At 71.5% G+C, this 25,041-nt stretch carries 22 protein-coding genes; 10 read left to right on the top strand and 12 right to left on the bottom strand.

Going from position 1 to position 25,041, the window contains the following annotated elements; genetic code table 11:
• Positions 1 to 482: 482 nt before the first annotated feature.
• Complete coding sequence (locus AB0383_RS14900; protein ID WP_366187507.1) at positions 483 to 1,691, top strand: thioredoxin family protein; 1,209 nt, start codon at positions 483 to 485, stop codon at positions 1,689 to 1,691.
• A 40-nt stretch (positions 1,692 to 1,731) separates the two neighbouring features.
• On the opposite strand, the gene AB0383_RS14905 is transcribed toward AB0383_RS14900, so the two are convergent.
• Positions 1,732 to 3,246, bottom strand: a complete 1,515-nt coding sequence (locus AB0383_RS14905) for a long-chain fatty acid--CoA ligase (protein WP_366187509.1) — start codon at positions 3,244 to 3,246, stop codon at positions 1,732 to 1,734.
• 152 nt (positions 3,247 to 3,398) lie between these two features.
• Between AB0383_RS14905 and AB0383_RS14910 the strand changes: the two genes are divergently transcribed.
• Together AB0383_RS14910 and AB0383_RS14915 are read left to right on the top strand one after the other, a co-directional pair.
• Positions 3,399 to 3,848, top strand: coding sequence for a MarR family winged helix-turn-helix transcriptional regulator (locus AB0383_RS14910; protein ID WP_364175481.1), 450 nt, complete (start codon positions 3,399 to 3,401; stop codon positions 3,846 to 3,848).
• Positions 3,845 to 7,669, top strand: coding sequence for an ABC transporter ATP-binding protein (locus AB0383_RS14915; RefSeq protein WP_366187511.1), 3,825 nt, complete (start codon positions 3,845 to 3,847; stop codon positions 7,667 to 7,669). Before AB0383_RS14910 ends, AB0383_RS14915 begins: the two co-directional genes overlap by 4 nt.
• Before the next feature lie 57 nt (positions 7,670 to 7,726).
• On the opposite strand, the gene AB0383_RS14920 is transcribed toward AB0383_RS14915, so the two are convergent.
• Genes AB0383_RS14920 through AB0383_RS14935 form a run of 4 tightly spaced genes read right to left on the bottom strand, consistent with a single transcriptional unit; the run spans position 7,727 to position 12,384 of the window.
• Positions 7,727 to 9,067 carry an MFS transporter gene (locus AB0383_RS14920; RefSeq protein WP_366187513.1) on the bottom strand — a complete coding sequence of 447 codons (1,341 nt, stop codon included), beginning with the start codon at positions 9,065 to 9,067 and terminating at the stop codon, positions 7,727 to 7,729.
• Entirely contained in the window at positions 9,045 to 10,058 is a 1,014-nt protein-coding gene (locus tag AB0383_RS14925; protein ID WP_364175472.1) for a 2-hydroxyacid dehydrogenase, read from the bottom strand. The genes AB0383_RS14920 and AB0383_RS14925 overlap by 23 nt, the downstream gene beginning before the upstream one ends.
• Complete coding sequence (locus AB0383_RS14930; RefSeq protein WP_364175469.1) at positions 10,055 to 11,185, bottom strand: maleylacetate reductase; 1,131 nt, start codon at positions 11,183 to 11,185, stop codon at positions 10,055 to 10,057. Before AB0383_RS14930 ends, AB0383_RS14925 begins: the two co-directional genes overlap by 4 nt.
• Positions 11,182 to 12,384, bottom strand: a complete 1,203-nt coding sequence (locus AB0383_RS14935; protein WP_364175467.1) for an enolase C-terminal domain-like protein — start codon at positions 12,382 to 12,384, stop codon at positions 11,182 to 11,184. The genes AB0383_RS14930 and AB0383_RS14935 overlap by 4 nt, the downstream gene beginning before the upstream one ends.
• A 116-nt stretch (positions 12,385 to 12,500) precedes the next feature.
• Here AB0383_RS14935 and AB0383_RS14940 point away from each other — a divergent pair, with 116 nt between their 5' ends.
• From AB0383_RS14940 to AB0383_RS14965, 6 genes are all read left to right on the top strand, one after another.
• Positions 12,501 to 13,391, top strand: coding sequence for a LysR family transcriptional regulator (locus tag AB0383_RS14940; RefSeq protein ID WP_366187516.1), 891 nt, complete (start codon positions 12,501 to 12,503; stop codon positions 13,389 to 13,391).
• A 150-nt stretch (positions 13,392 to 13,541) separates the two neighbouring features.
• Positions 13,542 to 14,060 (top strand): lytic polysaccharide monooxygenase auxiliary activity family 9 protein, encoded by a 519-nt coding sequence (locus AB0383_RS14945; RefSeq protein WP_364175461.1) that lies wholly within the window; start codon positions 13,542 to 13,544, stop codon positions 14,058 to 14,060.
• A 75-nt stretch (positions 14,061 to 14,135) separates the two neighbouring features.
• The gene (locus AB0383_RS14950; RefSeq protein ID WP_366187519.1) at positions 14,136 to 15,308 is read left to right on the top strand and encodes a glycoside hydrolase family 64 protein; all 1,173 of its coding nucleotides are present in this window, start codon (positions 14,136 to 14,138) and stop codon (positions 15,306 to 15,308) included.
• Between the two features lie 89 nt (positions 15,309 to 15,397).
• On the top strand, positions 15,398 to 16,294 hold the full coding sequence (locus AB0383_RS14955) for a sulfurtransferase (protein ID WP_366187521.1): 897 nt from the start codon (positions 15,398 to 15,400) through the stop codon (positions 16,292 to 16,294).
• An 11-nt stretch (positions 16,295 to 16,305) separates the two neighbouring features.
• Positions 16,306 to 16,602, top strand: coding sequence for an antibiotic biosynthesis monooxygenase family protein (locus AB0383_RS14960; protein WP_364175453.1), 297 nt, complete (start codon positions 16,306 to 16,308; stop codon positions 16,600 to 16,602).
• Complete coding sequence (locus AB0383_RS14965; RefSeq protein ID WP_364175450.1) at positions 16,603 to 17,187, top strand: TetR/AcrR family transcriptional regulator; 585 nt, start codon at positions 16,603 to 16,605, stop codon at positions 17,185 to 17,187.
• Here AB0383_RS14965 and AB0383_RS14970 read toward each other — a convergent pair.
• Entirely contained in the window at positions 17,177 to 18,304 is a 1,128-nt protein-coding gene (locus AB0383_RS14970; protein WP_366187524.1) for an enolase C-terminal domain-like protein, read from the bottom strand. The genes AB0383_RS14965 and AB0383_RS14970 overlap by 11 nt on opposite strands.
• Positions 18,301 to 19,050 carry a creatininase family protein gene (locus AB0383_RS14975; protein WP_366187526.1) on the bottom strand — a complete coding sequence of 250 codons (750 nt, stop codon included), beginning with the start codon at positions 19,048 to 19,050 and terminating at the stop codon, positions 18,301 to 18,303. Before AB0383_RS14975 ends, AB0383_RS14970 begins: the two co-directional genes overlap by 4 nt.
• A gap of 41 nt (positions 19,051 to 19,091) precedes the next feature.
• Between AB0383_RS14975 and AB0383_RS14980 the strand changes: the two genes are divergently transcribed.
• On the top strand, positions 19,092 to 20,021 hold the full coding sequence (locus AB0383_RS14980) for an ROK family protein (RefSeq protein WP_366187528.1): 930 nt from the start codon (positions 19,092 to 19,094) through the stop codon (positions 20,019 to 20,021).
• Positions 20,022 to 20,037: 16 nt separating this feature from the next.
• Here AB0383_RS14980 and AB0383_RS14985 read toward each other — a convergent pair whose 3' ends face one another.
• The 5 genes from AB0383_RS14985 to AB0383_RS15005 are packed head-to-tail and all read right to left on the bottom strand — an operon-like array spanning position 20,038 to position 25,031.
• Entirely contained in the window at positions 20,038 to 20,838 is an 801-nt protein-coding gene (locus AB0383_RS14985; RefSeq protein WP_364175438.1) for an ATP-binding cassette domain-containing protein, read from the bottom strand.
• On the bottom strand, positions 20,835 to 21,626 hold the full coding sequence (locus tag AB0383_RS14990; RefSeq protein WP_364175431.1) for an ABC transporter ATP-binding protein: 792 nt from the start codon (positions 21,624 to 21,626) through the stop codon (positions 20,835 to 20,837). The genes AB0383_RS14985 and AB0383_RS14990 overlap by 4 nt, the downstream gene beginning before the upstream one ends.
• Positions 21,623 to 22,516, bottom strand: coding sequence for an ABC transporter permease (locus tag AB0383_RS14995; RefSeq protein WP_364175428.1), 894 nt, complete (start codon positions 22,514 to 22,516; stop codon positions 21,623 to 21,625). Before AB0383_RS14995 ends, AB0383_RS14990 begins: the two co-directional genes overlap by 4 nt.
• Positions 22,513 to 23,487, bottom strand: a complete 975-nt coding sequence (locus AB0383_RS15000) for an ABC transporter permease (RefSeq protein ID WP_364175425.1) — start codon at positions 23,485 to 23,487, stop codon at positions 22,513 to 22,515. The genes AB0383_RS14995 and AB0383_RS15000 overlap by 4 nt, the downstream gene beginning before the upstream one ends.
• The gene (locus AB0383_RS15005; RefSeq protein ID WP_364175423.1) at positions 23,484 to 25,031 is read right to left on the bottom strand and encodes an ABC transporter substrate-binding protein; all 1,548 of its coding nucleotides are present in this window, start codon (positions 25,029 to 25,031) and stop codon (positions 23,484 to 23,486) included. Before AB0383_RS15005 ends, AB0383_RS15000 begins: the two co-directional genes overlap by 4 nt.
• Between the last annotated feature and the right edge of the window lie 10 nt (positions 25,032 to 25,041).

The raw sequence follows: 25,041 nt of genomic DNA on the forward strand, positions 1-25,041 counted from the left end.
CATTCCGCCTTCACCGGCCTTTTTCGTGTCTCAAGTCCTAACCATTTTGACGGGTTACGAATAGCCGCTAAGCTACGGGCAATTCATCCCCGGGGAGAAACCATGCTCACTCTTGTGCTCGCCGGTCTGCTCGCGGGCGCGGTCACGAGCATTTCGCCGTGCGTGCTGCCGGTCCTGCCCGTGGTCCTCACGGCCGGGTCGCGCCGGCCCGTGCGCGTGGTCGCCGGGCTCGTGGCGAGCTTCAGCCTCGCGACGCTGTTCGGTTCACTCGTGCTCAGCGCGTTCCACCTGCAACAGGACCTGCTGCGCGACGCCGGGATCGCGGTCCTCGCCCTGCTCGGGCTGGGCCTGGTCTCGCGGCGCGTCGGCGAGCTGCTGGACGGCTGTTCGCGCACCTTCGCGGACGCGCGGTCGACCCGGACTCGGGCGGGTTCACCGTCGGCCTCGCTCTCGGCCTCGTCTACGTGCCGTGCGCGGGCCCGGTGCTCGCGACCATCGCCGTGCTGGGCGCGACGCACCGGATCGGGTTCGGCGCGCTGGTCCTCACGGCGGCGTTCGGCGTCGGGGCCGGGATCCCGCTGCTCGCGCTCGCGCTGGCCGGCGACGCGCTGACCCGCCGCGTCCGGTCCCTGCGCACCCGAGCCCGGGCGATCCGCGTGACCACCGGCGTCGCGCTGCTGGCGGTCGCGGCGGCCACGGCGTTCGACCTCACCGCCGGCCTGCAGCGCGCGGTGCCCGACTACACCGCGGCGCTGCAGAAGTCGTTCGAGGCCGGCACTTCCGCGACCGCGAACCTGCACGAGCTCGCCGCCGCGCCCGAGCCCACGGGCATCACCGCGTGGCTCAACACCCCCGGCGGGCGGCCGTTGACGCTCGCGAGCCGGCACGGGAAGGTCGTGCTCGTCACGTTCTGGACCTACAGCTGCGTGAACTGCCTGCGCGCCTTGCCGCACTACGAAAGCTGGTACCGCACCTATCGCGATTCAGGGCTCGTGGTGCTCGGCGTACACACGCCGGAGTTCGCGTTCGAGCACGAGCCCGCCAACGTCGCCGCCCAGGTGGAGGCACTCGGCGTCGACTACCCCGTGGCGATCGACAACGACTACGCCACCTGGAACGCCTACGGCAACCAGTACTGGCCCGCCTCCTACCTCGTCGACGCCTCCGGCCAGGTCCGCGGCTCCCACTTCGGCGAAGGCGCCTACGCGGACACCGAACAGCAGCTCCGCGGCCTCCTCACCGACGCGGGCGCCGGTCCCCTGCCGCCGCCCACCGACGTCCCCGACCGGACCCCGGCGCAAGCCGCCACGCCGGAGACCTACCTCGGCCCGGCCAACGCGCCCCTCGACATCACCGGCAACCAACCACCACCGGGCCGGACCCGCACGCTGCACTTCCCCGCCGCCGTCTCCTCCGACACGTTCGCCCTGGACGGCACCTGGACCGCGTCGGGCGAGTCCCTCACCGCGGGCCCGGCCGCGCGCCTGCGCCTGAACTTCCGCGCCCGTGCCGTCCACCTCGTCGCCGGCACGGGCACGCTCATCGTCGATCTCGACGGCACCCACACGACAGTGGCGGCTTCGGGCGTGCCGAAGCTCTACACCCTGGTTTCCGGCCCGGCGGCCCGCCATTCGACGCTGACACTGTCGCTCACCCCGGGGCTTCAGGCGTACGACTTCACGTTCGACTGAGCCGACTGAACGAGCCGAACCCTCCGACCACAGTGGACGTTCAGTGCCCCCGCAACGGCAGCTTCGTGATCTTCCCCGTCGGCCCCTTCGGCAGCTCGTCGACGATCCGCACCCGGCGCGGGTACTTGTACGCGGCGATCCGTTCCTTCGCCCACGCCACGATCTCCTCCGGTTCCGCCGACGCACCCGCCTTCAGAGAGACCACGGCGACGATCTCCTCGCCCAGCCGCTCGTCCGGTTCTCCGATCACCGCGGCCTCCCCGACAGCCGGATGCCGGTAGAGGAGTTCCTCCACCTCACGCGGGTACACGTTGTACCCGCCGCGGATCACGAGGTCCTTCTTGCGGTCCACGACGAACACGAACCCGTCCTCGTCGACGTAACCGAGGTCCCCGGTGTGGAACCACCCACCCCGGAACGCTTCGGCGGTTTCGGCAGGCCGCTTGTAGTAGCCCTTCGTGATGTTGTGCCCGCGCAGCACGATCTCGCCCACGTGGTCGGCACCGGCCGGCAGCGGCCGGTCCTGCGCGTCGACGATGCGCAGCTGGACGCCCCAGATCGGCTTGCCGATGGAGAGCACCTTGCGGTCGGCGGCGCCCGGGTTCACCGTGGTCGTCGACGCGGACTCGGACAGGCCGTAGCCCTCCAGCACGGGGATGCCGTACTTCTGTTCGAACGCCAGCAGCACCTGCTCCGGGATCGCGGCGCCGCCGGAGCTGCCGATGCGCAGGCTGCTCGTGTCGTACGCGGAGCTGTCGGCGACGGCCAGCGCGTGGTACATCGTGGGCACGCCGGCCATGATCGTCACGCGGTCGCGCTCGATGGCCTCCAGCACCGCCTTCGGCTCGAACCGCCGGACGACCGACACCGTGCGCGCGTGGCGGGCTGCGGAGTTGAGGATGCTGGACAAGCCGTAGACGTGGAAGAACGGCAGCACCGCGAGCACCACGTCCTCGGGCCCCGTGCCGAACGTCTGGCCGCCGATCGTGCACGTCATGTACAGCGAGAAATGCGACAGCTCGGCGCCTTTCGGACGTCCGGTGGTGCCGCTCGTGTACAGCAGCACGGCGGTGTCGTCGGCCGCGCCGGGGTACAGGTCGCCGTCGTCCTCGGCGTCGAGCAGCTCGGCGAACCCGACCGCACCGGCGGGCCACCCGTCCGGCCCGCCCACGACGACCGCGGTCACCTCCGGCACCTCGGCGAGCGCCTTCGCCACCTCGCCGGCCAGCGCCGTGTCGGCGATGAGCAGCCGCGAATCGGAGTCGGCCAGGTGGTAGGCGATCTCGTCGGCCTTGAGCAGCGGGTTCAGCGGGACAATTGTGAGCCCGGCCTTGAGGATCCCGAAGTACGCGAACACAAACTCGGGCACATTGGCCAGCTGCACGGCGATCTTGTCGCCCGGCGCGAAACCCCGCGCGCGCAACGCCGCCGCGACCCGGCCGGACGCCTCGTCCACCGCGGCGTAGGAGTGGATTCCACCCGGAAAACGCAGAAAGTCCTTTTCCGGCTGGGCGAGCGCGGACTCGTGCAAGATCGTGGCCAGGTTGAAGCTCACACTACCTCCGAACCTCGTTCTGCCCGCGGCGCGCGTGAGCAGAGAACTCCGTTGTCGACCCAGGCCGGTCGAGCCCAGGCTACCGAATCCTGTTCGGTCCGCCGAGACCTACTAGTTCGACGATCGAACAAACAGGGGTTACAGTCGGGATCATGCCCTCCCCCGGAGAATCCCGCGAGCAGACCGCGACGAGCGCCGTGCGCGCACTGGCCCGCGTCTCGCGGCTGCTGGAGCGCTCGTCCGGAGAGCTGAACCTCGCCCACTACCGCGTGCTGTCCGCCATCGCCTCGGGCGACGAGCGGGCCTCCCGCGTGGCGCGGCGGCTCGCGCTCGGCCGTCCGGCGATCAGCGCCGCGGTCGACGCGCTCACGAAACGCGGCCTCCTGGTCCGCGGCGACGTCGACGCCGACCACCGGGCCACGGCGCTTTCCCTGACGCCGGAAGGCGAACGGCTGCTCGCCACCACCGAGGCCGAGATGATCAAGGAGCTCCTCGCGCTGGTCGCCCGCACGCCCGACGGCGACGTGGTGCTCGAGTCGCTGGGCCGGCTGGGTGACGCGATCGACGAGGTCATGGCCGAGCGGTTGGCCGGAAACCGGTGAGCGAACCCGAAGAGAAGTCCCGCTGGTTGCGCCGCCTCGGCGGCTACGTCCTGCGCCACCGCCGCGAGCTGCTGATCGCCTTCGGCGCCGCCGTGCTCGGCAGCGCCTGCCAGACCGTGGTGCCGCTGCTGGAACGCCAGATCGTGGACGGGGTGATCCTCAGCCGCTCGGCTTCGCTGTGGCCGTGGCTTATCGCGCTGCTCGTGCTCGCCGCGGCCGCGTTCGTGTTCGCCTACCAGCGGCGCTACCGCGGTGGCCGGGTCGCGCTGGCCGTGCAGTACGACCTGCGCAACGACATCCAGGCCCACCTGCAGCGCATGGACTTCGCGAACCTCGATCGCATGCCCACGGGCCAGCTCGTGTCGCGCGCGACGTCCGACTCCGCGCTCGTGCAGGGCCTGCTGAGCCTGTTGCCCATCATGAGCGGCAACATCCTGCTGGTCCTGCTCTCGCTCGGCGTGATGCTGGTCCTTTCGCCGCTGCTCGCGCTCGTGAGCCTGGTCGTGGTGCCGCTGCTGCTCATGGTGTCCTACCGGATGCGCCGGCGGATCTTCCCCGCCACCTGGGCCGCGCAGCAGCGCGAGGGCGACGTGGTGCAGATCGTCGACGAGGACGTCAACGGCGTGCGCGTGGTCAAGGCGTTCGGTCAGGAGGACCGGGAGCTGGGCCGCCTGGCCGACACCGCCGGCGACCTCTACGGCATGCAGCTGCGGGCCGTGCGGCTGCAGTCGCGTTACCAGCCGCTTCTTCAGGCGATCCCCGCGCTCGGACAGGTCGCGATCCTCGTGCTCGGCGGCTGGCTCGCGCTGCACCACGGGCTCAGCCTGGGCACGTTCCTCGCCTTCTCCACCTACGTGGGGCAGCTGATGGCCCCGGCGCGCCAGCTCGCCGGTGTGCTCGCGATCAGCCAGCAGGCCCGCGCCGGCGTCGAGCGGATCTTCCAGCTGATCGACCTGAAACCGGACATCGCCGACGCCCCCGACGCCGTGGAACTGCCGACGGCCAAAGGGGAGATCACCTTCGAGAACGTCCACTTCGGATACTCGCCCGACGCGCCGGTGCTGCGGGGCTTCGACCTGCACATCGCGGCCGGCGAACGCGTGGCGCTGATCGGCCCGAGCGGCAGCGGCAAGACCACCGCGACCACGCTCGTGTCCCGCTTCCACGACCCGGAGTCCGGCGCCGTGCTGCTCGACGGGCACGACCTGCGCACGGTGCGGCTCGAATCCCTGCGGTCCCAGGTCGGCGTGGTGTTCGAGGAGAGTTTCCTGTTCTCCGACACCATCCGCGCCAACATCGCCTACGGCAGATCGGACGCCACCGACGAGGAGATCCTCGCCGCCGCCGAGGTCGCCGAGGCCGACGCCTTCATCCGCGCCCTGCCGCAGGGCTACGAGACCGTGGTCGGCGAACGCGGGCTCTCGCTCTCGGGCGGGCAGCGCCAGCGCGTGGCGCTGGCCCGCGCGATCCTCACCGACCCCCGGATTCTCGTGCTCGACGACGCCACCAGCGCCGTCGATGCCAACACCGAGGAGTCGATCAACGCGTCGCTGCGCGCGGTGCTGGCCGGGCGCACCACGCTGCTCGTCGCACACCGCCGCTCGACGCTGCACCTGGCCGACCGCGTGGTGGTGCTCGACGGCGGCGTGGTCGCCGACCAGGGCACCCACGAGGAGCTGGTCGAGCGCAGCGCCCTCTACCGCACGCTGCTCACCGGCCTCGAGGAGGAAGCCGCCGAACGTGTCGGCGACCGCATCGAGGCCCTCACCGTGGCCGGCACCACCGCGTCGGCCTGGCGTGGGGAACGCAACGGGCACAACGGCAACGGCCGGCGCTTCACGACCCGCGCGACCGGAGCCGCGGGCATCGGCGCCGGCCTCGGCGGCTCGGCCGGCGGCAGCGGCTGGCGCGCCGCACTTCCCCCGACCCCGCAGCTGCTCGCTCGGGTCGACCAGCTGAAACCCGTGCGGGACTTCGCGAAGGTCGACCTCGCCACCGAAGCTCGCCAGGAGCGCACGTTCTCCCTGCGCACGCTGCTGCGCGAGTTCCGCCGGCCGCTGCTGTTCGGGCTGCTGCTCGTGGTGATCGACGCCGTCGCGTCGGTGATCGGGCCGGTCTTCGTCAAGAGCGGCATCGACGACGGCGTGCTGCAGGGCTCGCAGGCCGTGCTCTTCGGCGCCGCAGGGCTGTTCCTGCTGATCACGCTGATCGCCTTCCTCGACGAGGTGGCGCAGACGTTCGTGACCGGCCGGACCGCGCAGCGCGTGATGCTGTCGCTGCGGATCCGGATCTGGGCGCAGCTGCAACGCCTTTCGCTCGACTACTACGAGCGCGAGATGGCCGGCCGGATCATGACGCGGATGACCACCGACGTCGACCAGTTCGAGTCGCTGATCCAGAACGGGCTGCTCTCGGCGCTGGTCGCGTTCGTGACCTTCGCCGGGGTCGGCGTGACGCTGGTCGTGGTCAACCCGCTGCTGGGCCTGTGCACGCTGTCGGTGGTGGTGCCGCTGGCCATCGGCACGGTGATCTTCCGCCGGCGCGCCGCGAAGCTCTACGACGTGGCGCGCGACCGCGTGGCGATCGTGAACGCCGACTTCCAGGAGAGTCTTTCGGGTGTGCGTGAGTCGCAGGCGTTCGCCCACGAGGACGAGACGATCCGCCGGTTCCGCCGGCTCGGGCGCGACTACCTCGACTCGCGCTACTCCGCGCAGCGGCTGGCCGCCACGTACTTCCCGTTCGTGCAGTTCCTCTCGGCGGGCGCCGACGCGATCGTGCTCGGGGTCGGCGCCGGGATGATCTACTCCGGCCACCTGACGCCGGGCGCGCTGATCGCGTTCATCCTCTACATCGACCTGTTCTTCTCCCCCATCCAACAGCTGTCGCAGGTGTTCGACTCGTGGCTGCAGACGCGGGTGTCGGTGAGCCGCATCTCCGACCTGATGCGGCTGGAGACGCTCACCCCGCCCGCCGTCCAGGCGATCGACCCCGGCCGGCTACGCGGCGAGATCGCGTTCGACGGCGTGCGCTTCGCGTACCCCTCGGCGCCGGCGCTCGGCACGGGTGAACGCCGTGGTCCCGCCGACCCGCGGCTGGTCGCGGGCTCGCAGGCCGTGGCGAAACCGCCGGAGGCGCTGCGCGAGGTCGACCTGACGATCGCGGCCGGCGAGACCGTGGCGCTGGTCGGCGAGACGGGCGCGGGCAAGTCGACGCTGGTGAAGCTGCTCGCGCGCTTCTACGATCCGGACACCGGCAGCGTCCGCGTCGACGGCCACGACCTGCGCTCGCTCGACCTCGCCGCCTACCGTCGCGCGCTCGGCTACGTGCCCCAGGAGGCGTTCCTGTTCACCGGCACCGTGCGCGACAACATCGCCTACGGCCGCGCCGACGCCACCGACGCCGAGGTGGAGGCGGCCGCCCGGGCCGTCGGGGCGCACGAGTTCGTGGCCACGCTGCCCGGCGGCTACCTGCACGAAATCGCCGAACGCGGCCGCTCGCTCTCGGCCGGGCAGCGCCAGCTCCTCGCGCTCGCCCGCGCCCAGCTCGTGGACCCGGCGATCCTGCTGCTCGACGAGGCGACGTCGAACCTCGACCTCGCGGCCGAAGCTCACGTCGCCGAGGCGATGCGGACGCTCTCGGCGGGGCGCACGACCATCGTGATCGCCCACCGGCTGCAGACCGCGCAGTCGGCCGACCGCATCGTGGTGCTCGACCGCGGCCGCATCGCCGAGGCCGGCAGCCACGACGAACTGCTCGCCCGCGGCGGCCGCTACGCCGGGATGTGGGAGGCGTTCGAGCTGCTGTCGGGACAGCGTTCGTAGGGACGTGGTGTGGAACCCGTTCCGGACCGGTGGGGGGCAGCCGGCCCGGAACGGGGGTCAGGCGCCGGCGCGCTCGGTCACGGCGGGAAAGGGCTCGACCATGGGTGCCAGGTCGGTGCCTCGGGTCTCCGGCAGGGCGAGCACCGCGAGCAGGCCCGCGACGGCGACCACGACCATCGCGACCGCCACGAGGCTCGGGGAACCGGCGCCGAGCGTCACGAGGCCGACACAGATCACCGGGGCGGGTCCGGAGAGCACCGCGCCGGGGATCTCGCGGCCCAGAGCGAAACCGCTGAAGCGGTACTGCGCGGGGAACAGCTCGGCGTAGAACGCGGCCTGCGAACCGAACATCGCGAGGCAGCCGCCGAGCGCGAGGGCGAAGGCGAGCACGATCAGGCCCACGTTGCGGGTGTCCAGCAGCCAGAAGAACGGGAACGGCACCAGCGCGCAGAAAGCGCTCACCGCGAGGTACACCGGCTTGCGCCCGGAGCGGTCGGAAACCTTGCCCAGCACGGGGATCACCGCCGCACCGACCGCGCAGCCGACCAGCACCGCCACGAGCGCGCTGCTCTTGGCCACGCCCTTGCCGGCCAGGTAGCTGAGCGAATAGGTCTGCACCACGTAGATGTTGAACGCCAGTACGCCGTTGGCGACCATCACCAGCAGCAGCCGCTTCGGCATCGCCTTGATCATGGTGAGGGCCGGCACCTTGGTGCGGCCCCGAGCTTCCTTCAGCTCGGCGAACACCGGTGACTCGGGCACGCGCAGGCGGATGAGCAGCCCGATGCCGACCACGACGAAGCTCAGCAGGAACGGCACCCGCCAGCCCCAGCTCATCAGCTGGTCGTTCGGCAGCGCCGAGACGCTCGCGCTCACCGCGGCCGCCAGCCCGATCCCGAGGAACACCCCCGAGGCGGGCAGGGAGGCGAAGTAGCCGCGCTTCTTCGCCGGCGCGAACTCCGCGACCATGGTCACGGCGCCCACGTACTCGGCGCCGACGCCGAGCCCCTGCAGCAGCCGGCAGACCACGAGCAGCACCGGCGCGAGCATCCCGATGCCCGCGTAGGTGGGCAGCAGCCCGATCACGACAGTCGCGATCCCCATCAGCAGCAGGGTGCAGACGAGGGAGAACCGGCGACCGTATTTGTCTCCCACGTGGCCGAAGATCATCGCGCCGAGCGGCCGGGCGAAGTAGCCCACGCCGAAGGTCGCGAACGCGGCGACGCGCCCGGCAGTGTCGGAGAACTGGGGGAAGAACAGCGTGCCGAACACGAGCGCCGCGGCCTGGCCGTAGACGGCGATGTCGTACCACTCGATGAGGCTCCCGATCACCGTCCCCGGGATGAGGCGGCGCCGGGACTCGGCCCAGATCTGGTCAGGTGTTCCGGTGGGGGTCATGGCTTGCTCCTCCTTGAGCGGTGCCATTCGGCGGGCGAACGACGTGGCGCAACGGCTCCCCTGCGGCGAGCCGGTTGATGTTGTCCGCGATGACCGCGTAGCGGCGGCGCGGCAGCTGGGTGGTCCAGGCGCTGGAGTGCGGCGTGCACCAGGCGTTCGGCAGGTCCCACAGCGGGTGAGCCGCGGGGGCCACGGCTTCCCCGCCGCTGCCGGGGTAGCGGTACCAGACGTCGAGGATCGCACCGCCGATCCCGTTGTCCCGCAATGCTTCGTAGAGCGCGGTCTCGTCGACGATCGGCGCGCGGGAGATGTTCACCAGCACGGCGTGCGCCGGCATCCGCGCCAGCGCCGCGGCGTCGATCAGCCCCGTCGTCTCCGCGGTGAGCGGGCAGGCGAGCACGAGGTAGTCGGCCGTTTCCTGCACCTGCGCCAGCCGGGCGGTCGGCAGCACCTGCGCGATGCCGTCGCCCCTCGCGAAGTCGTCCACCGCGAGCACCTCGACACCGAACCCGGCGGCGCGCTCGGCGATGGCCCGCCCGATGCGCCCGTAGCCGACGAGACCGAGCGTCTTGCCGTACAGCTCGCCGTGCGGGACGCGGTGCGCGTAGAGCTCCGGCCACGCGTCCGCGCTGAACGAAGCCTGCAGCGCGGCAGCCTGGATCTCCCACTCCAGCAGCCGAGCGAGGACGAACTCCGCGATCGGCGTTTCGTGCTCGAACACGTTGGCCACAGCGGTTTCCGGGGCCAGCGCGGCGAAGTCGATCCGGTCGAGGCCCGCGCCCGGCACGTGCAGCAGCCGGAACGGCGGCGCCTGCCCCTCCGGGCGGGAGAACCGCAACGAGACGACGACGTCGTCCGGGCCGAGCTCGCCGTCGAACGCGGCCGAGTCGGCGGCCGCCCACGGCAATCCGGCCACCTCGTACGGCTGCGCCAGGTGCGCGCGCAGGTCGTCCTCGTGGTCCGCGGCTTCGCCGATCAGCAGGATCCTCATCGCGAGCCACCCGGCCTGGTCCCGTCGGCAGCCGCGCGGAGGATGGCGCGCACGGCGGCCGGCGTGACCGGCGCCGGGTTGCCCGCCCGGCCGCCGTCGTGGGTGTCGGGCGTGGCCGGGGCACCGTCGGCCGTGGTCGCGATCTCGACGGCGCGGTCCTCGTCGCCGGGGCCGAAGCCGACGTCGGCGAGGCGCACCGGGAGTCCCGCGCCGACGGCCAGGTCCCACAGGGCGCCGGCGAGGTCGTCGGTGCCGAGCGCGGCCGCGATCCGGCCGAGCGGCCCGGGCGCGTGGCGCACGAGGTGGTCGGTCACGTAGGGCAGCACCACGGCGTGCGCGACGCCGTGCTCCACGTCGTAGCTGCCGCCGAGCATGTGCGCGATCGCGTGCTGCATCGCGAACCCGCCGGTGAGCGCGGCCCCGGAAAGGTAGGCGCCGTAGAGCATTTCGTTCCGCAGCGCGAGATCACCCGGGTCCGCGAGCAGCGCCGGCAGCGTGGTCGCCACCACCCGGGCGCCCTCGACGGCCGCGGGCGCGATCAGCGGGCTCAGACTGGGCAGGTAGATCGCGTCGACACAGTGCGCCAGCGCGTTCATCGCGCTCGACGCGCTGACCGCCGGCGGCAGCGAGAGCGAGAGCTCGGCGTCGTAGACCACTGTGGACGGTCGCATCGCGAGGCTTTCGTGCATGCGCTTCACGCCGTCGGCGGTCATCCCGCAGAAGCCCGTCATCTCCGAGCCGGAGTAGGTCGTGGGCAGGGCGATGATGGGCAGTCCGGAGAGGTACGCGATGCCCTTGCACAGGCCTGTCGCCGCGCCGCCGCCGACCGCGACGAGGCAATCGGCGCCCCGGCTCGCGGCCTTCTCGGCGCCGCGGCGCGTGAGCTCCACCGGCACCTGGCTCACGGCCTCGGGCAGCAGCCCCGCGCAGCGATCGCCGATCGCGGTCGCGAACCGGTCACCGAGCTCGGTGCGGCCCGGGGTCGTGACGACCAGCGCCCGGCTCGCGCCGAGCCGCTCCACCTCGTCGCGCAGGCCGGCCGAGGTGCCGGGGCCGAAGACCACCCGCGGCGGCGTGGCGTTGTGCACGCCGGCCGGGTGGTCGAACGTCCGCATCGTGGTGGTCACCAGTCCACCACCGTTCCGTCGGCCAGCACGGCCGAGCTGCTGTGCGGCACTTCCGGCTTGAACGGGTGCTTCGCGGCCTCCCGCTCGTCAACCTCGACCCCGAGCCCGGGTGCGTCGGGGACCTGCCAGTGGCTGCCCACCCGGGTCATCGGGGTGCGCACGACCTCGTCGTACCAGCTCACCGCGCCGCTCATCTCCTCTTGGATCACGAAGTTCGGGGTGCTCACGTCGAAGTGCAGGGCCGCGGCCCCGGCGATCGGGCCGTTGGGGTTGTGCGGCGCGACGCCCACGAGCTCGGTGTCGGCGACGGCCGCGATGCGCTTGCCCTCCAGCAACCCGCCGGTGTGGTTGAGGTCGGGCTGCGCGACGTGCACCGCTTTCGCCGCGAACACCGGCAGGAACTCGCCGAGGCCCACCAGCCGTTCCCCGGTCGCGATCGGCACGCGCGAACGCTCGGCGACCTGCCGCAGTGCTTCCGTGTCACCGGGCTGTACGGGTTCTTCGCAGAAGAGCGGCTCGTACGGCGCCAGCACCTCGATGTACTGGGAGGCCGCGGCGACGGACGCGGTGCGCCCGTGGAAGTCGACCATGATGTCCACGTCGGGGCCGACGGTGTCGCGCAGCGTCGCCATCAGCTTGTCGACGTGCCGGCGCTCCGCGGCGACGGTCAGGTGGTTGCCGTAGGGGATGAACACGACTTTGAGCGCGTCGTAGCCCTGCTCGACGACCGCCGCGGCCTTCTCGCGCAGCCGGCCGGCGTCGGCCGTGTCGTACACCGAACTCATGTCGCCGAGCCCGAGGTGGGTGTACACGCGCACCGAGTCGCGGACCCGGCCGCCGAGCAGCCGCCACACCGGCAGCCCGACGGACTTGCCGAAGATGTCCCACAGCGCGTGCTCGATACCGCTGATCGCGGTGGACCCGATGATGCCGAGGCGGTAGTAGCTGTGCTTGGTCAGCACGCGCACGATCTGCTCGATGTCCCGCGGGTCGCGGCCGACCACCAGCGGCGCGAGATCCTCGATCGCCCCGGTCACGGCCCGGGTCTTCCAGTTGAGGCTCGCCTCGCCCCAGCCGTACAAGCCGTCCTGGTCGGTGCGGACCTTGACCAGGATCCAGTTCCGCAGCTCCGCGTTGACGACGGTCGTCTCCACGGACGTGACGCGAATCGGCGGACCGTCGGACGTCGGCAACAGCATTCGGTGCTCTCCGTTCTTCGAGTGGCGCAGGCCACGGTAAGAGCGCCGAGACGATTGGGTCCAACTCTTTGTCTGGATCTATTGATTTGTTCTGGTTATCAGAGTTAGCTGGGCCAATGGACCGGACCGGACTCGAGTGCTTCGTGGCACTCGCCGAAGAACTGCACTTCAGCCGGGCCGCCGAGCGCTGTCACATCAGCCAGCCGGCGATGAGCCAGCAGATCCTGCGTCTCGAGCGAGCACTCGACGTGCGTCTCGCCCACCGGAACAAGCGCTCGGTCTCGCTCACGCGGGCGGGAGAGGTCTTCCTGGCCGAGGCGCGCAAGGTGCTGCGGCAGATGGACGACGCCGCGGCGCTCACCCTGCGAACCGACCGCGGCGAGGTCGGTCAGCTCACGGTCGGCGTCACCTCGCCCGCGCTCTACGTCGTCTACCCGGAGATCGCCGCGTTGTTCCGCGCACGGCTCCCGAACGTCGGCCTCGTGGTCCGCGAGCTGACCACCGCGGAGCAGGAGCACGCGCTGCGCCGTGGCGACCTCGACGTCGGCGTGGTGCACCCGCCACTGGACGACGCCGGCATCGCCGTCGAAGAGATCGGCCGGGCACCGTTCCAGCTCGCGCTCCCTGAAGGCCACCCGCTGACGGCGCACGAGTCGCTCGAGTTGGGCGACCTCGAAGGCGAGCAGGTGGTGATCTTCCCGCGCCAGATCGCGCCGCAGCTCTACGACACCGTGCTGCTGCTGTGCCGCGAAGCGGGTTTCAGCCTGAAGATCGCCATGGAAGCCCACCCCGCGCAGTCGATCATCGCGCTGGTCGCGGCCGGGCTCGGTCTCGGGTTCATCGCCTCGGAGACGCAGCGACTCACCCGCGCCGGCGTGGTCTACCGGCCGATCCGGGGCCCACGGCCACAGCTGGGCATCGGGGTCGCTTATCACGCCGACGCTATCGCCCCGGCCGTGCGCACGTTCCTCCACGCAGCCCGGGAAGCCGGCGCGTCGATGCACTGAACCATGACGATCAGTTGCCCGATAACCAACTTCCGTATGCACTTCGCCAGTTGTTGACCGAGTCCGGTTCCTGTGGTTATGGTCTAGACCACGAATCGATCCTTCGCTCGCCGTCCCCTCGGGTCGCGAGCAGTCCCCGAAGGAGCTCGGATGAAAGCGAACCGGAAGATCATCGCCGGCCTCACCGGCGCCGCCCTCGCACCCGTGCTCGTGCTCGTCGGACCCACCGGCATCGCGAGCGCCCACGGCTACGTCAACTCCCCCGCCAGCCGGCAGGCGCAGTGCGCGCAGGGGATCGTGGACTGCGGAGCGATCAAGTACGAACCGCAGAGCGTCGAAGGACCCAAGGGCCTGCACAGCTGCAACGGCGGCAAGGAAGAGTACGCCGAGCTGAACGACAACTCCAAGCCCTGGCAGGCCGCGTCCGTCGGCTCCACGGTCACGTTCACGTGGACCTTTACCGCGCGACACAGCACGGCGAACTACGAGTACTACCTGGGCGACGAGAAGATCGCGAGCTTCGACGGCCACAACCAGCAGCCGCCGGAAACCGTGACGCACCAGGTGGACCTGAGCGGCCACACCGGCCGCCAGACCGTGCTGGCCGTGTGGAACATCGCGGACACGGCCAACGCGTTCTACTCCTGCATCGACCTCCAGGTCGGCTGACCCGGCCGGTGGGGCCTGCGGCGGCGGGCCCCACCGGCCCACCGAACACTCCCCCGTCCCCAGGAGGCGTTTTCCTTGATTTCCCGACGAGCTTTCCTCGGCGCGTCCGCCGCGGCGGCCACCTTTCCGTTGTGGGGCAGGGGCATCGCCTCCGCCGCAACTCCGGACACGGTGAAAGTCGCGTTCGACGACCGCTCCGGCGCCGGCCAGACCTACGCCTACATCACCGGCATCGCGCCGGACAGCCGGCCCGTTATCCTCAAGGCCGACGGCACGCCGTACTACCCGCCCTCCCCCGCGGCGGACCAGACGCCGCTCGCCGAGGACTGCGCCATCCCGGTGAAATCGCTGCCGCAGGTGAGCGTGCCGAAGATGGCGGGCGCGCGGATCTACGTGGTGACCGACGCGAAGCTCGATTTCTTCGTCAACCCCGGCCCCGCACTGGTGCACCCGAGCTTCGTCAACACCGCGGACCCGAACCACGGCCGCGACTGGTCGTTCTGCGAGTTCACCTTCAACGACGCGGTGCTGTTCGCCAACATCAGCTACGTCGACTTCGTCGCGATCCCGATGGGCCTGCACCTGCGGACGACGGTCTCGGGCGACCAGACCGTGCCCGGCCTGCCCGCCGGCTCGCTCGACCCGATCTGCGCCGCACTCAAAGCCCAGGGCGGCGCGTGGGCCGACCTGGTGGACGCCGGGGCCGACGGCCGTCCGCTGCGTGCGTTGTCCGCGCAGCACCGGGCCGACCGCTTCACCGGTTATCTCGACGGGTACATCGACTCCGTCTGGCAGAAGTACGCGGGCACCGACCTCACCGTCGACTCGCAGATCCCGGGCCTGGGCAAGTTCACCGGCCGCGTCGGCAGCGACGGCATGCTGACTTTCACCAACGGCGAGCGCTTCGCCAAACCGGTCACCGCCGACGTGTGGAGCTGCAACAGCGGCCCGTTCACACTGAAGGAGGGGGCCAGCGACGCGCGCAAGGCCATCGTCCCCCGGCTGGCGGCCGCGCTGAACCGCACGACGCTGCTCGACAACCCGAACCAGCCGGACGGCGAAGACCCCGCCAAGTTCTACACCGCCGCCGAGACCAACCACTACGCCCGCATCGTCCACAGCCGCCTGCCGGACAACCGCGGCTACGCCTTCCCTTACGACGACGTCTCCCCCGGCCCGGACTTCAGCGGCGCCGTGCAGGCGGGCGACCCGGACACGCTCACCATCACGATCAACGCGCTGCGCTGACCTGCTGGGAACGACACCGCCCGGAACTGTACTGTATGGTACAGACTGAAGGCGGGCACCGGCCCCGCCGGAGGGACGGGCCCGAGCCGATGCCACGCGCCGATTTCCTGGTCACCACCGAGTGGCTGGCCGCACACCTGCACGATCCGGACGTCCGGGTCGTCGACATCCGCGGCTCCGTGCCGCCGCTGCCCGGCCAGGGCGCGGCGACCTCTTCACCGAGGCCGGCCGGCCTCGGCTACGAGAGCTCGGCCGACGAGTACGCCGCCGGTCACGTGCCCGGCGCGGTGTTCCTCGACTGGACGCGCGACATCGTCGACCCGGACGACGCCGTGCCCGTGCAGGTGGCCACCGAGCGGCAGTTCGCCGACGCGATGGCGCGGGCGGGGATCGGTGACGAGCACCTGGTGGTGGCCTACGACACGCACCCGGCGTCGACCTTCGCCACGCGCCTGTGGTGGGCGCTGCACTACTACGGCCACCACCGCGTGGTCGTGCTCGACGGCGGCTTCACCCTGTGGCAGCAGGAAAACCGGGCCGTCGACACGGCCGTGCCGCAGCACCCGCGCGCCGTGTTCACCCCGCACACCCGCCCCGAACTGCGAGCCACGGCCGAGGACGTGCTGGCCGCACTGGACAAACCGGAGATCCAGCTCGTCGACGCCCGCGATCCCGGCCAGTACACCGGCGAGATCGCGCGTCCCGGCAACCGGCCGGGGCACATCCCCGGCGCCGTGAACGTGCCGCGCGAAGACCTCGTGGACCTCGCCACCGGCACCTGGCGCTCCGCGGCCGAGCTGAAGGACCTCTTCACCGCGGCCGAGCTCGACCCCGGCCGGCCGGTCGTGGCCTACTGCAATGGCGGCGTCGCGGCCTCGACCGTCCTCTTCGGACTCGCCATCGCCGGCTTCCCCCTCGGGACCAACTACGACGGCTCGTGGAACGAGTGGAGCGCCCGCGCCGACCTGCCCGTCGAAACCGCCTGAGGGAGGCACTCATGGTCACCGAAGTCGCCACCCTCACCGCGCTGACCGGCGGCGAGGACGAGCTGGGCCGGGCCATCGCCTCGGGCGTGCCCTACCTGCGCGAGCACCCGGACTGCCTGTCGGCCACGGTCAGTCGCTGCGTCGAGGAGCCCGGCCGCTTCACGGTGTCGGTGGACTGGACGTCGGTCGAGGCGCACGAGCAGGGCTTCCGGTCGAGCCCGCTGTTCAAGCAGTGGATCGGCTCGATCGCGGGCAAGTTCGACCCCGCGACGCTCGACACCCGCCACTACGAGACCTATCCCGCGTAGATGCGCCCCGAACCGACCACGAGCCGCGGCCGCCGCACGCGCGAGAAGATCGTGACCACGGCCGCGCGGCTGATGCACGAGCGCGGCATCGGCGGCACGCCGCTGGAGGAGGTGCTCGCCGAGAGCGGCACCGGCAAATCCCAGCTGTACCACTACTTCGGCGGCAAGCAGGACCTCGCCGTCGCCGTGCTGGAGCACCAGCTGGCGCGCGTGCTGGCCGCGCAGCCGTCGCTGCAGGACGAGGAGTGCACCGACCTGCGCCGCTGGCGCGACGAGGTACTCGCCGCGGCCGACGAGAGCGACTACGGCAACTGCCCGCTCGGCGCCTTCGTCGGCCAGGTCGACGACGACGCCGAGCTGCGCACCACCCTCGCGCGCCTCTTCGACCGCTGGCAGGACGCGATCACCACGCTCGTTCGCCGCGCCCAGGCTGCGGGCGAGATCTCCGAGGACGTCTCCCCGGAGCACCTCGCCCTGACGCTGCTCACCGCCCAGCAGGGCGGCACCGCGCTGTCCCACCTGCACGGCTCGCCCGAAGCGCTGGCGTGCTCCCTCGACGACGTGCTCGCGCGCGTCAGCCGGTGAGGTCGCCTTCGGCGGCGTTCTTCGCCGCGTAGAAGGCCAGCTTGTCCTCGTCGACCTCCACGCCCAGGCCGGGACCGGTCGGCACGCGCAGACGGCCGTCCTCCAGGTGCAGCGGCTGGACGATGTCGTCCACGTGCAGGTAGTACATGCTGTCGATCGCGCGCGAGAGCACCGGCGTGCTGGCGACCACGGCGAGATGCGCGGCCGTCGCGATGCCGAGCTCGCCGCCGCTGTGCAGGTTCATGCCGAGACCGAACGTCTCGCAGTGCGCGGCGAGCGCCTTCGTCGCCGCGATGCCGCCCCACTTGTAGACGTCGCCGTGGATCACGTCCACCGCGCCGAGCCGCATCGCCGGGGCGAACTCCTCGAACCGCACCACGCACATGTTGGTGCACAAGGGAATCCGCACCTTCGCGCGGACCTGGCTCATGCCCTCGATGCCCACGCACGGGTCTTCGAGATACTCCAGGTCGAGTTCCTCCATCGCCAGCCCCGCGCGGATCGAGTCGGGCACGGACCACGCGGCGTTCGGGTCCACGCGCAGCTGGACGTCCGGCAGCGCCCGCCGCAGCTCCCGCATGATCTTGACGTCACCGAAGACATCCGTGGTGCCCTTGAGCTTCACGGCCGTGAAGCCGCCTTCGGCCACGACCTTCGCCGCGTGCTCAGCGATCCCCTGCGCCAGCTCACGGCCCTGCGCGCCCGGCGCGTCGGCGCGGGTCACCAGCGCGGTGATCGGCACCTCCTCGCGCACCGGGCCACCGAGCAGGTCGGTCACGCGCTGGCCGGTGGCCTTGCCCATCACGTCCCAGCACGCGACGTCCAGCGCCGCCAGCGCCGCGTAGCCCAGGTAGCCGTGGAAGAAGGGCACCATGTGATGCCGCTGGTGGAACGCCTCCAGCGCGAACGGGCTCTTGCCCACCAGCTCCGCGCCGAGCTGGCGCGTGAGCTCCGCGACCGGGCGGCCCCACATCGTCTCGCCCCAGCCCTCCACACCGGTGTCGGTGCGCAGGCGCACGACCGTGCGGGTCTCCCCCGTCTTGGTCTCGAACGAGCTGGTGAACGGGTTGGTCAACGGCAGGTTCACGACCTGCACGTCGGCGTCGGTGATCTTCATGCCTCCCCTTCGGTTTGAGCGTGTTCGCGGGTGGCGCCGGCGAAGGCGCGGATCGCGGCCGCGAGGGCCGCCACCCGCCGGTCGAGCAGGTCGGCACCGCGGTCGGCGGTCGCCGCCGTGGCGTCGTCGGTGGAGCCGCCGACACGGGCCCACTCGCCGTGGCGCTCGACCGTCAGCCCGGGATAGGGCGGCCGGTCGAACAGCGGCGGCGGGGTCACGTCCGGCCGCGGCGCGGGTTCGCGCACCAGGTCCGGCTTCGCGGCGAGCATCAACGACGTCTCGAACAGCCCTGCGTGGCCGGGCGAAGCGGCTTCGCCGAGCGACCAGTACGAGCACGCGGCGAGCGCGACGTCGGCCTGCAGCGCGTACTGCTTCACCGCCAGGCGCATGATCTCGTCGTTGCCGCCGTGGCCGTTGACCACGAACACGCGCCGGAAGCCGCTGCGCACGAGCGAATCGAGCACGTCGGCGAGCACGGCCTGCAGCGTGGCGGCCGAGAGCGACACAGCCGCGGCGAACAGGTGGTGCGGGCTGTGGCCGAACGGCAGCGCGGGCAGCCGCACGACCTCCGGATCGCCGCCGAGGCGGGTGAGCGCGCCGTCGACCACGGCCTCGGCGAGCATCGTGTCGGTGCCCATCGGCAGGTGGCCCGCGTGCTGCTCCTGCGAGCCGATCGGCAGCACCGCGATGGCCGACGGCGCGGCCGCGCGCACCTCCCGCCAGGTCATCCGCGTCAGTTCGGGCATGTGGGCTCCCCTCGTCGGGCCGGGCGTGGCATCGTGACCGCATGAGTTCCGGCGAACGGCCAGTACTGCGGCTGGTCCCGGCTGCCGAGCCGCGCACGCCGGACGCACCACTGCTCGGCGCTGTCGAGCTGGTGCCCGGGCGTGTGCGCGCCGCGTTGCTCGACCTGTCGGGCACGGTGCGCTGGCAGGCCGAGGCGACGTACCCGCACGGCACGGCCGACCCCGGCGAGATCGACGCCGCGCTCACCTCGGCGGTGCGCTTCCCCAGTCCGCCGGCCGGTGTCGGGATCGCCGCCGCGGGCCTGGTCGACGCGTCGGCAGGCGTGATCATCGAGGTCCACGAGGTGCCCGCGCTGCACGGCTACCCCGTGGCCGAAGTGGTGACCCGGCTCGTGGGTGTCCCTGTGCACGTGGAGCACCTCGCCCGCGTGCAGGTCCTCGGCGACCGCTGGTTCGGCCCGGGCCGCGGCCGCACGACGTTCGCGTCGGTGTCCACCGGCGAGGTCCTCGGCGTCGGCATCCTCTACGACGGCGAGGTGCTCGCCCCTCCGGGCGGGCGCAGCGGCGCGCACATGACGGTGGCCGCCAGCGGCCTGCCCTGCACCTGCGGCGCGCGCGGCTGCTGGAAAACCGTCGCGACCACGTCGTGGCTGCGCGCCGAGGCCGAACGGCGCGGCCTGGCCGCCCGCGGTGTCCGCGAGCTGGCCGGCGACCCGCTGCTCGACGACTACGCGGGCAACATCGCCCTGGGCCTGGTCAACATCCAGCAGCTGTTCGCCCCCGGCCTCTTCATCCTGCACGGCGAAGCCTCCGATGGCGGCGAAGCGTTCCGCGCCCGCATCGAGCACCGGCTGCGCGAGGACTCGTCGTGGGCCACCGGCGCGGAACCCCCGCGGGTGCTGGTCAACACCGGCCCGGCCGACGACATCGTGCTGCTCGGCGGCGCGGGCCTGGTGCTGTCGCGGCACTGAGCTCACGTCGGCCACCTCACGACGCGGCCCATCGCCGGGCCCGCCGCGGATCCGGGTCCGGCACCGCGTCGAGCAACGTCCGCGTGTAGTCGTGCTCCGGCGCCGAGAAGAGCCGCTGTTTCGACGCGAGCTCCACGATCCGGCCCGCGCGCATCACCGCCACCCGGTCGGCGATCTGCTGCACGACCGCGAGGTTGTGCGACACGAATACGTACGTCAGCTGTAGCCGCGACTGCAGTTCGGCGAGCAAGTCGAGCACCTGCGCCTGCACGGAGACGTCGAGGGCGCTCGTCGGCTCGTCCAGCACGACCAGCCGCGGTTCGAGGGCGAGCGCGCGGGCGATGGAGATGCGCTGGCGCTGCCCTCCGGAGAACTCGTGCGGGTAGCGGTCCTGCACCTCCGGCGCGAGGCCGACGGCGTCGAGCAGCTCGCCGACCCGCGCGCGCAACCGCGTGCGGCCACGCCGACCGCGCAGGCCACGCTCGTGCGTGACCAGCGGTTCGCCCACGATCTCGGTGACGCGCAGGCGCGGGTTCATGCTGGAGTACGGATCCTGCAGCACCACCTGCATCTCGCGGCGCACCTTGCGCAGGCGGGCCGCGGGCAGCGTCGCCAGGTCGGCGCCGTCGAAGCGGACACTGCCCGCCGTCGGTTCCGCCAGTCGCAGCAACAGCCGCGTCAGCGTCGTCTTGCCCGACCCCGATTCGCCGACGACGGCGAGCGTCTCGCCGGAGACCACGTCGAGGTCGACGTCGTCCACGGCGGCCACCGCGCCGTAGTCCTTGCGCAGGCCCCGGATCTCGACCAGGTTCGTCATACCCGCTCCAGCTTCGGTGTGGCGCGCAGCAGCTCGCGCGTGTACTCCTCTTGCGGTGTCTCGAACACCGGCAGCACGCCGCCGGTCTCGACCACGCGGCCCGAGCGCATCACCACGACCCGGTCCGCGACCTCGGCCACCACACCCAGGTCGTGGGTGATGAGCACGATCGCCATGCCGTGGCGGCGCTGCAGCTCCACCAGCAGCTCCAGGATCTGCGCCTGCACGGTCACGTCGAGCGCGGTCGTCGGCTCGTCGGCCACGAGCACCCGCGGCCGGCCGACCAGCGCCATCGCGATCATCACGCGCTGGCGCAGCCCACCGGAAAGCTGGTGCGGGTACTGGGCCGCCCGCCGCCCCGCGTCCGGGATCCCGGCCTCGGCCAGCGCTTCGACCGCGGCTTTGGCCGCGTCGGCCCGCGAAGCACGTGCGTGCCGGCGGACGACTTCCGCGACCTGCGCACCAACCCGTTTGACGGGGTTGAGGCTCGTCATCGGGTCCTGGAAGACCATGGCGACGTCGTTGCCGCGCACTTGCCGGAGGTCCTTTTCGGACAGTCGCAGCACGTCGCGCCCGTCGAGCAGCACCTCGCCCTCGTAGACGCACGGCGGTTCGGGGTTGAGCCGCAGCAGCGACAGCGCTGTGGCCGTTTTGCCGCTGCCCGACTCTCCCACGACCGCCAGCGTCTCACCCTCGTCCACGGCGAAGCTCACGCCGTCGACGGCCGTGACCGTGCCGGTGTCGAGCCGGAACTCGACCCGCAGGTCCTTGATCTCCACGAGGCTCATGAGCGGTACGCCTTCGGGTCCGCGACGTCGCGCAGGACGTCTCCGGTGATGTTGACGGACAGCGCGGTGAGCATCAGCGCGATGCCGGGGAACACGGCCACCCACCACGACGTGCCCAGGTACAGCTGGCCGTCGCTGAGCATGCCGCCCCACGTCACGGTCTGTTTCGGCACGCCGAGGCCGAGGTAGCTCAGCGACGCCTCGGCCACGATCGCGGCGGCCACGTGCAGCGTGCCGATGGTGGCGAGCGGCGCCATCACGTTGGGCAGCAGGTGGCGGCGCATGATCGCGAGGTCGGTGACGCCGATCGCCCGCGCCTCCGTGACGAACTCCCTGGTGCGCAAGGAAAGCACCTCGGAGCGGATCACGCGGGCGTAGGAGACCCAGCCGGTGAAGCCGAGCACGAGCACCACGTACCACAGGCCCGAGCCGAGGAACCCGACGATCGCGAGCGCCAGCAGGATCGGCGGGAACGCGAGCTGGATGTCGGCCAGGCGCATGAGGATCCGGTCGAACCAGCCGCCGAGGAACCCGGCCACAAGCCCGATCGCGGCGCCGACGATCCCCGCCAGCAGAGCGGCGCAGGCGCCGACGAGCAGCGAGATCCGGGCGCCGTAGAAGAGCCTCGACAGGATGTCGCGGCCGAGCTGGTCGGTGCCGAGCAGATGGCTCGCGTCGCCACCCGACTGCCACGCCGGCGGGTGCAGGCGCACGAGCAGGTCCTGCGCGCCCGGGTCGTACGGCGCGATCAGCGGCGCGAACAGCGCGATGAGCACCATCAGCACGAGCACGGTCACGGCGACGGCACCCAGCCGGTTGCGCAACATCGCGCGCACGGCGCTCGGCCGGGCCGACCGCGCGGCGGCGGCGACAGCGGTGATGGCGGTCATGAGGTCACCCGCACCCTCGGGTCGAGAATTGTGTAGGACAGGTCCACCAGCAGGTTCACGATCACGAACGTGGCTGCGAAGAACAGCACCGCCGCCTGCACGAGCGGGAAGTCGCGGTTCTGGATCGCCTCGACCGTGAGCCGGCCGAGACCGGGCCACGAGAACACCTGCTCCGTGAGGATCGCGCCGCCCAGGAGCGAGCCGACCTCGAGGCCGATGACCGTGACCACGGGCAGCGCGGCGTTGCGCATGCCGTGGCCCAGCACGATCCCGCCGGTGCCGAGGCCCTTGGCTTTCGCGGTGCGGATGAAGTCCGAGCCGAGCACGTCGATCAGCGACGAGCGCAGCAGCCGCGCGATCACCGCCACCGAGTACACGGCCAGCGTCACGGCGGGCAGGATCAGGTGCTCGATGCCGCCGTAGCCCGAAGCCGGCAGGATCTTCAGCTGCACGGCGAAGATCAGGATGAGCAGGATCCCGACCCAGAAGGCCGGAGTGGACTGTCCGACCAGGACACCGGCCATCACGCCGGAGTCACCGGCGCGGCCGCGGCGCATCGCGGCGAACGTGCCCGCCGGCACGGCCAGTGCCAGCGCCACGAGCAGCGCGGAACCGGCCAGCTCCAGCGTCGCCGGGACGCGGGAGAACAGCACGTCGGTCACCGGCTGGTCGTAGACGAGCGAATTGCCGAGCTGAAGCCGCGGCAGGCCGGCGAGGTAGTCGAGGTACTGCGTGATCAGCGGCCGGTCGAGCCCGAGGCTCGCGCGCAGCGTCGCCTCCTGGGCCGCGGTGGCGTCGGGCGGCAGGATCAGCTTCACGGGGTCGCCCGAGAGCCGCACGAGCAGGAACGCCGCCGTGGCCACGAAGAACAGCACGACGATCGCGGTGAGCACCTTCGTCACGACCACCCGCAGCACGCCCGCCCCGGCTCGCGCGACCGGCCGGGTGGCGGTGGTGACCGGCGCCGTCACGGGGTCACCTTCGCCGAGGCCATGGCGAGCACGCCGACGACACCGGGCTGCCACGTCGGCCTCGTGTTGACCGCGTAGGTGTTGTCGATCTGGTAGAGGAACACGAACGGCGCCTCCTGCTTCAGAAGTTTCTGCAGCGACGTGAACGCCTGCTGCCGGGCGGCGGGTGCGAGGGAGAGCTCCTCGGCGTCGATGAGCCGGTCGGCGTCGGCGTTGTGCCAGCGGCTCTGCCGCCGGTCGTGGCGGACGTTGGACTGCACGAGGCTCTCGGCGTCGAGCGTCCAGCCGGTGCTGGCGGCGAGGTAGATCGGGCCGAGCGCGCTGCGGTTGTTCGAGGTGAGGCGGCTGGTGTAGGTGCCGGAGTCCATCAGGTCGACGCGCGCCCGCACGCCGACCTTCGCCAGCAGCCCGGAGATCGCTTCGGCGACGTTGGAGTCGGCCGTCAGCGCGGTGATCGAGGTGTCGAAGCCGTTCGGGAAACCGGCTTCGGTGAGCAACCGCTTGGCTTCGCCGAGGTCGCGGGTGTACGGCGCGATCGACGGGTCGAAGCCGAACGACTCGCGCGGGAACATCGTCGGCACCTCGCGGGCCTTGCCGTCGAGCACCGCCTTGATCAGCAGCGGCACGTCGACGGCGTGGTTGAGCGCCTGGCGCACCCGCACGTCGCGCAACGGGCCCTGCGTGGTGTCGAGCGAGAGGTACGAGGTGCGGATGCCCGGGAAGTGGCGGATCTCGACGCCCGGGTACCCCTGGATCTGCAGCGCGGCATCGGGCGTCAGGCCCGCGACGATGTCGACCTCGTCGCTCTGCAGCGACGCGAGCGAGGACGACGGGTCGGCCATCGGCAGGAACACGAGCTCGTCGTAGGCCGGTTTGCCGCCCCAGTAGGCGGGGTTCGCGCGCATCCGCAGCTGGTGGTCGCGCTCGAACTTCTCGAAGGTGAACGGCCCGGTGCCTACCGGATGCTTCGCGAAGCCGGCCGAACCGACCTGCTTGAGGTACTTCGGTGGCACGGCGACGCCGCCGAACAGCGAGACCTTCGCGGGGATGATCGGGTCGGCAGCGCTGCAGCGCAGGTCCACCGTCAGTGGGTCGACGACGACGGCCTGCTTCACGTAGCGCAGCTCGACGATCGGTGACTTCGTGGCGGGGTCGAGCAACCGGTTGATGCTGAAGGCCACGGCCTCGGCGTCACACGGCTCGCCGTTGTGGAACTTCACGCCGGGCCGGAGTTTGAAGCGCCAGGTCAGCGGGTCGGGCGAGGACCACGACAGGGCCAGCCCGGGTTTGAGCTGGTTGTCCGGACCTCGGGTGGTGAGCGTGTCGAACATGTTGATCAGCACGTTCATGGAGGTCAGGTCGCCCTGTTTCTGGGGATCCAGGGTTTTCGGGTCCGAGGTCTGGGCCACGCGCAGCACGGTGCCGGGAGTGCCGGCGGCGCTGCCGCACGCGGTGAGCAGGCCGCCCACAGCGAGCGCGGGCAGCGCGAGGCCACCGAGCCGGAGGGCGTCGCGGCGGGACAGGCGGGGACGCGGAGGGGCCACGGGGCGCCTA

The sequence above is a fragment of the Amycolatopsis sp. NPDC051373 genome (genome assembly GCF_040689465.1).
Taxonomy (GTDB): Bacteria; Actinomycetota; Actinomycetes; order Mycobacteriales; family Pseudonocardiaceae; genus Amycolatopsis.

Bases quoted from the DNA above. Each gene is read 5' to 3' on its own strand.
- AB0383_RS14970 (WP_366187524.1), bottom strand. From the start codon at position 18,304: ATGAAGATCACCGACGCCGACGTGCAGGTCGTGAACCTGCCGTTGACC.
- AB0383_RS14960 (WP_364175453.1), top strand. From the start codon at position 16,306: ATGGTCACCGAAGTCGCCACCCTCACCGCGCTGACCGGCGGCGAGGAC.
- AB0383_RS14955 (WP_366187521.1), top strand. From the start codon at position 15,398: ATGCCACGCGCCGATTTCCTGGTCACCACCGAGTGGCTGGCCGCACAC.
- AB0383_RS14990 (WP_364175431.1), bottom strand. From the start codon at position 21,626: ATGAGCCTCGTGGAGATCAAGGACCTGCGGGTCGAGTTCCGGCTCGAC.
- AB0383_RS14985 (WP_364175438.1), bottom strand. From the start codon at position 20,838: ATGACGAACCTGGTCGAGATCCGGGGCCTGCGCAAGGACTACGGCGCG.
- AB0383_RS14980 (WP_366187528.1), top strand. From the start codon at position 19,092: ATGAGTTCCGGCGAACGGCCAGTACTGCGGCTGGTCCCGGCTGCCGAG.
- AB0383_RS14935 (WP_364175467.1), bottom strand. From the start codon at position 12,384: ATGCTGTTGCCGACGTCCGACGGTCCGCCGATTCGCGTCACGTCCGTG.
- AB0383_RS14995 (WP_364175428.1), bottom strand. From the start codon at position 22,516: ATGACCGCCATCACCGCTGTCGCCGCCGCCGCGCGGTCGGCCCGGCCG.
- AB0383_RS14925 (WP_364175472.1), bottom strand. From the start codon at position 10,058: ATGAGGATCCTGCTGATCGGCGAAGCCGCGGACCACGAGGACGACCTG.
- AB0383_RS14975 (WP_366187526.1), bottom strand. From the start codon at position 19,050: ATGCCCGAACTGACGCGGATGACCTGGCGGGAGGTGCGCGCGGCCGCG.
- AB0383_RS14965 (WP_364175450.1), top strand. From the start codon at position 16,603: ATGCGCCCCGAACCGACCACGAGCCGCGGCCGCCGCACGCGCGAGAAG.
- AB0383_RS14920 (WP_366187513.1), bottom strand. From the start codon at position 9,067: ATGACCCCCACCGGAACACCTGACCAGATCTGGGCCGAGTCCCGGCGC.
- AB0383_RS14940 (WP_366187516.1), top strand. From the start codon at position 12,501: ATGGACCGGACCGGACTCGAGTGCTTCGTGGCACTCGCCGAAGAACTG.
- AB0383_RS14910 (WP_364175481.1), top strand. From the start codon at position 3,399: ATGCCCTCCCCCGGAGAATCCCGCGAGCAGACCGCGACGAGCGCCGTG.
- AB0383_RS14945 (WP_364175461.1), top strand. From the start codon at position 13,542: ATGAAAGCGAACCGGAAGATCATCGCCGGCCTCACCGGCGCCGCCCTC.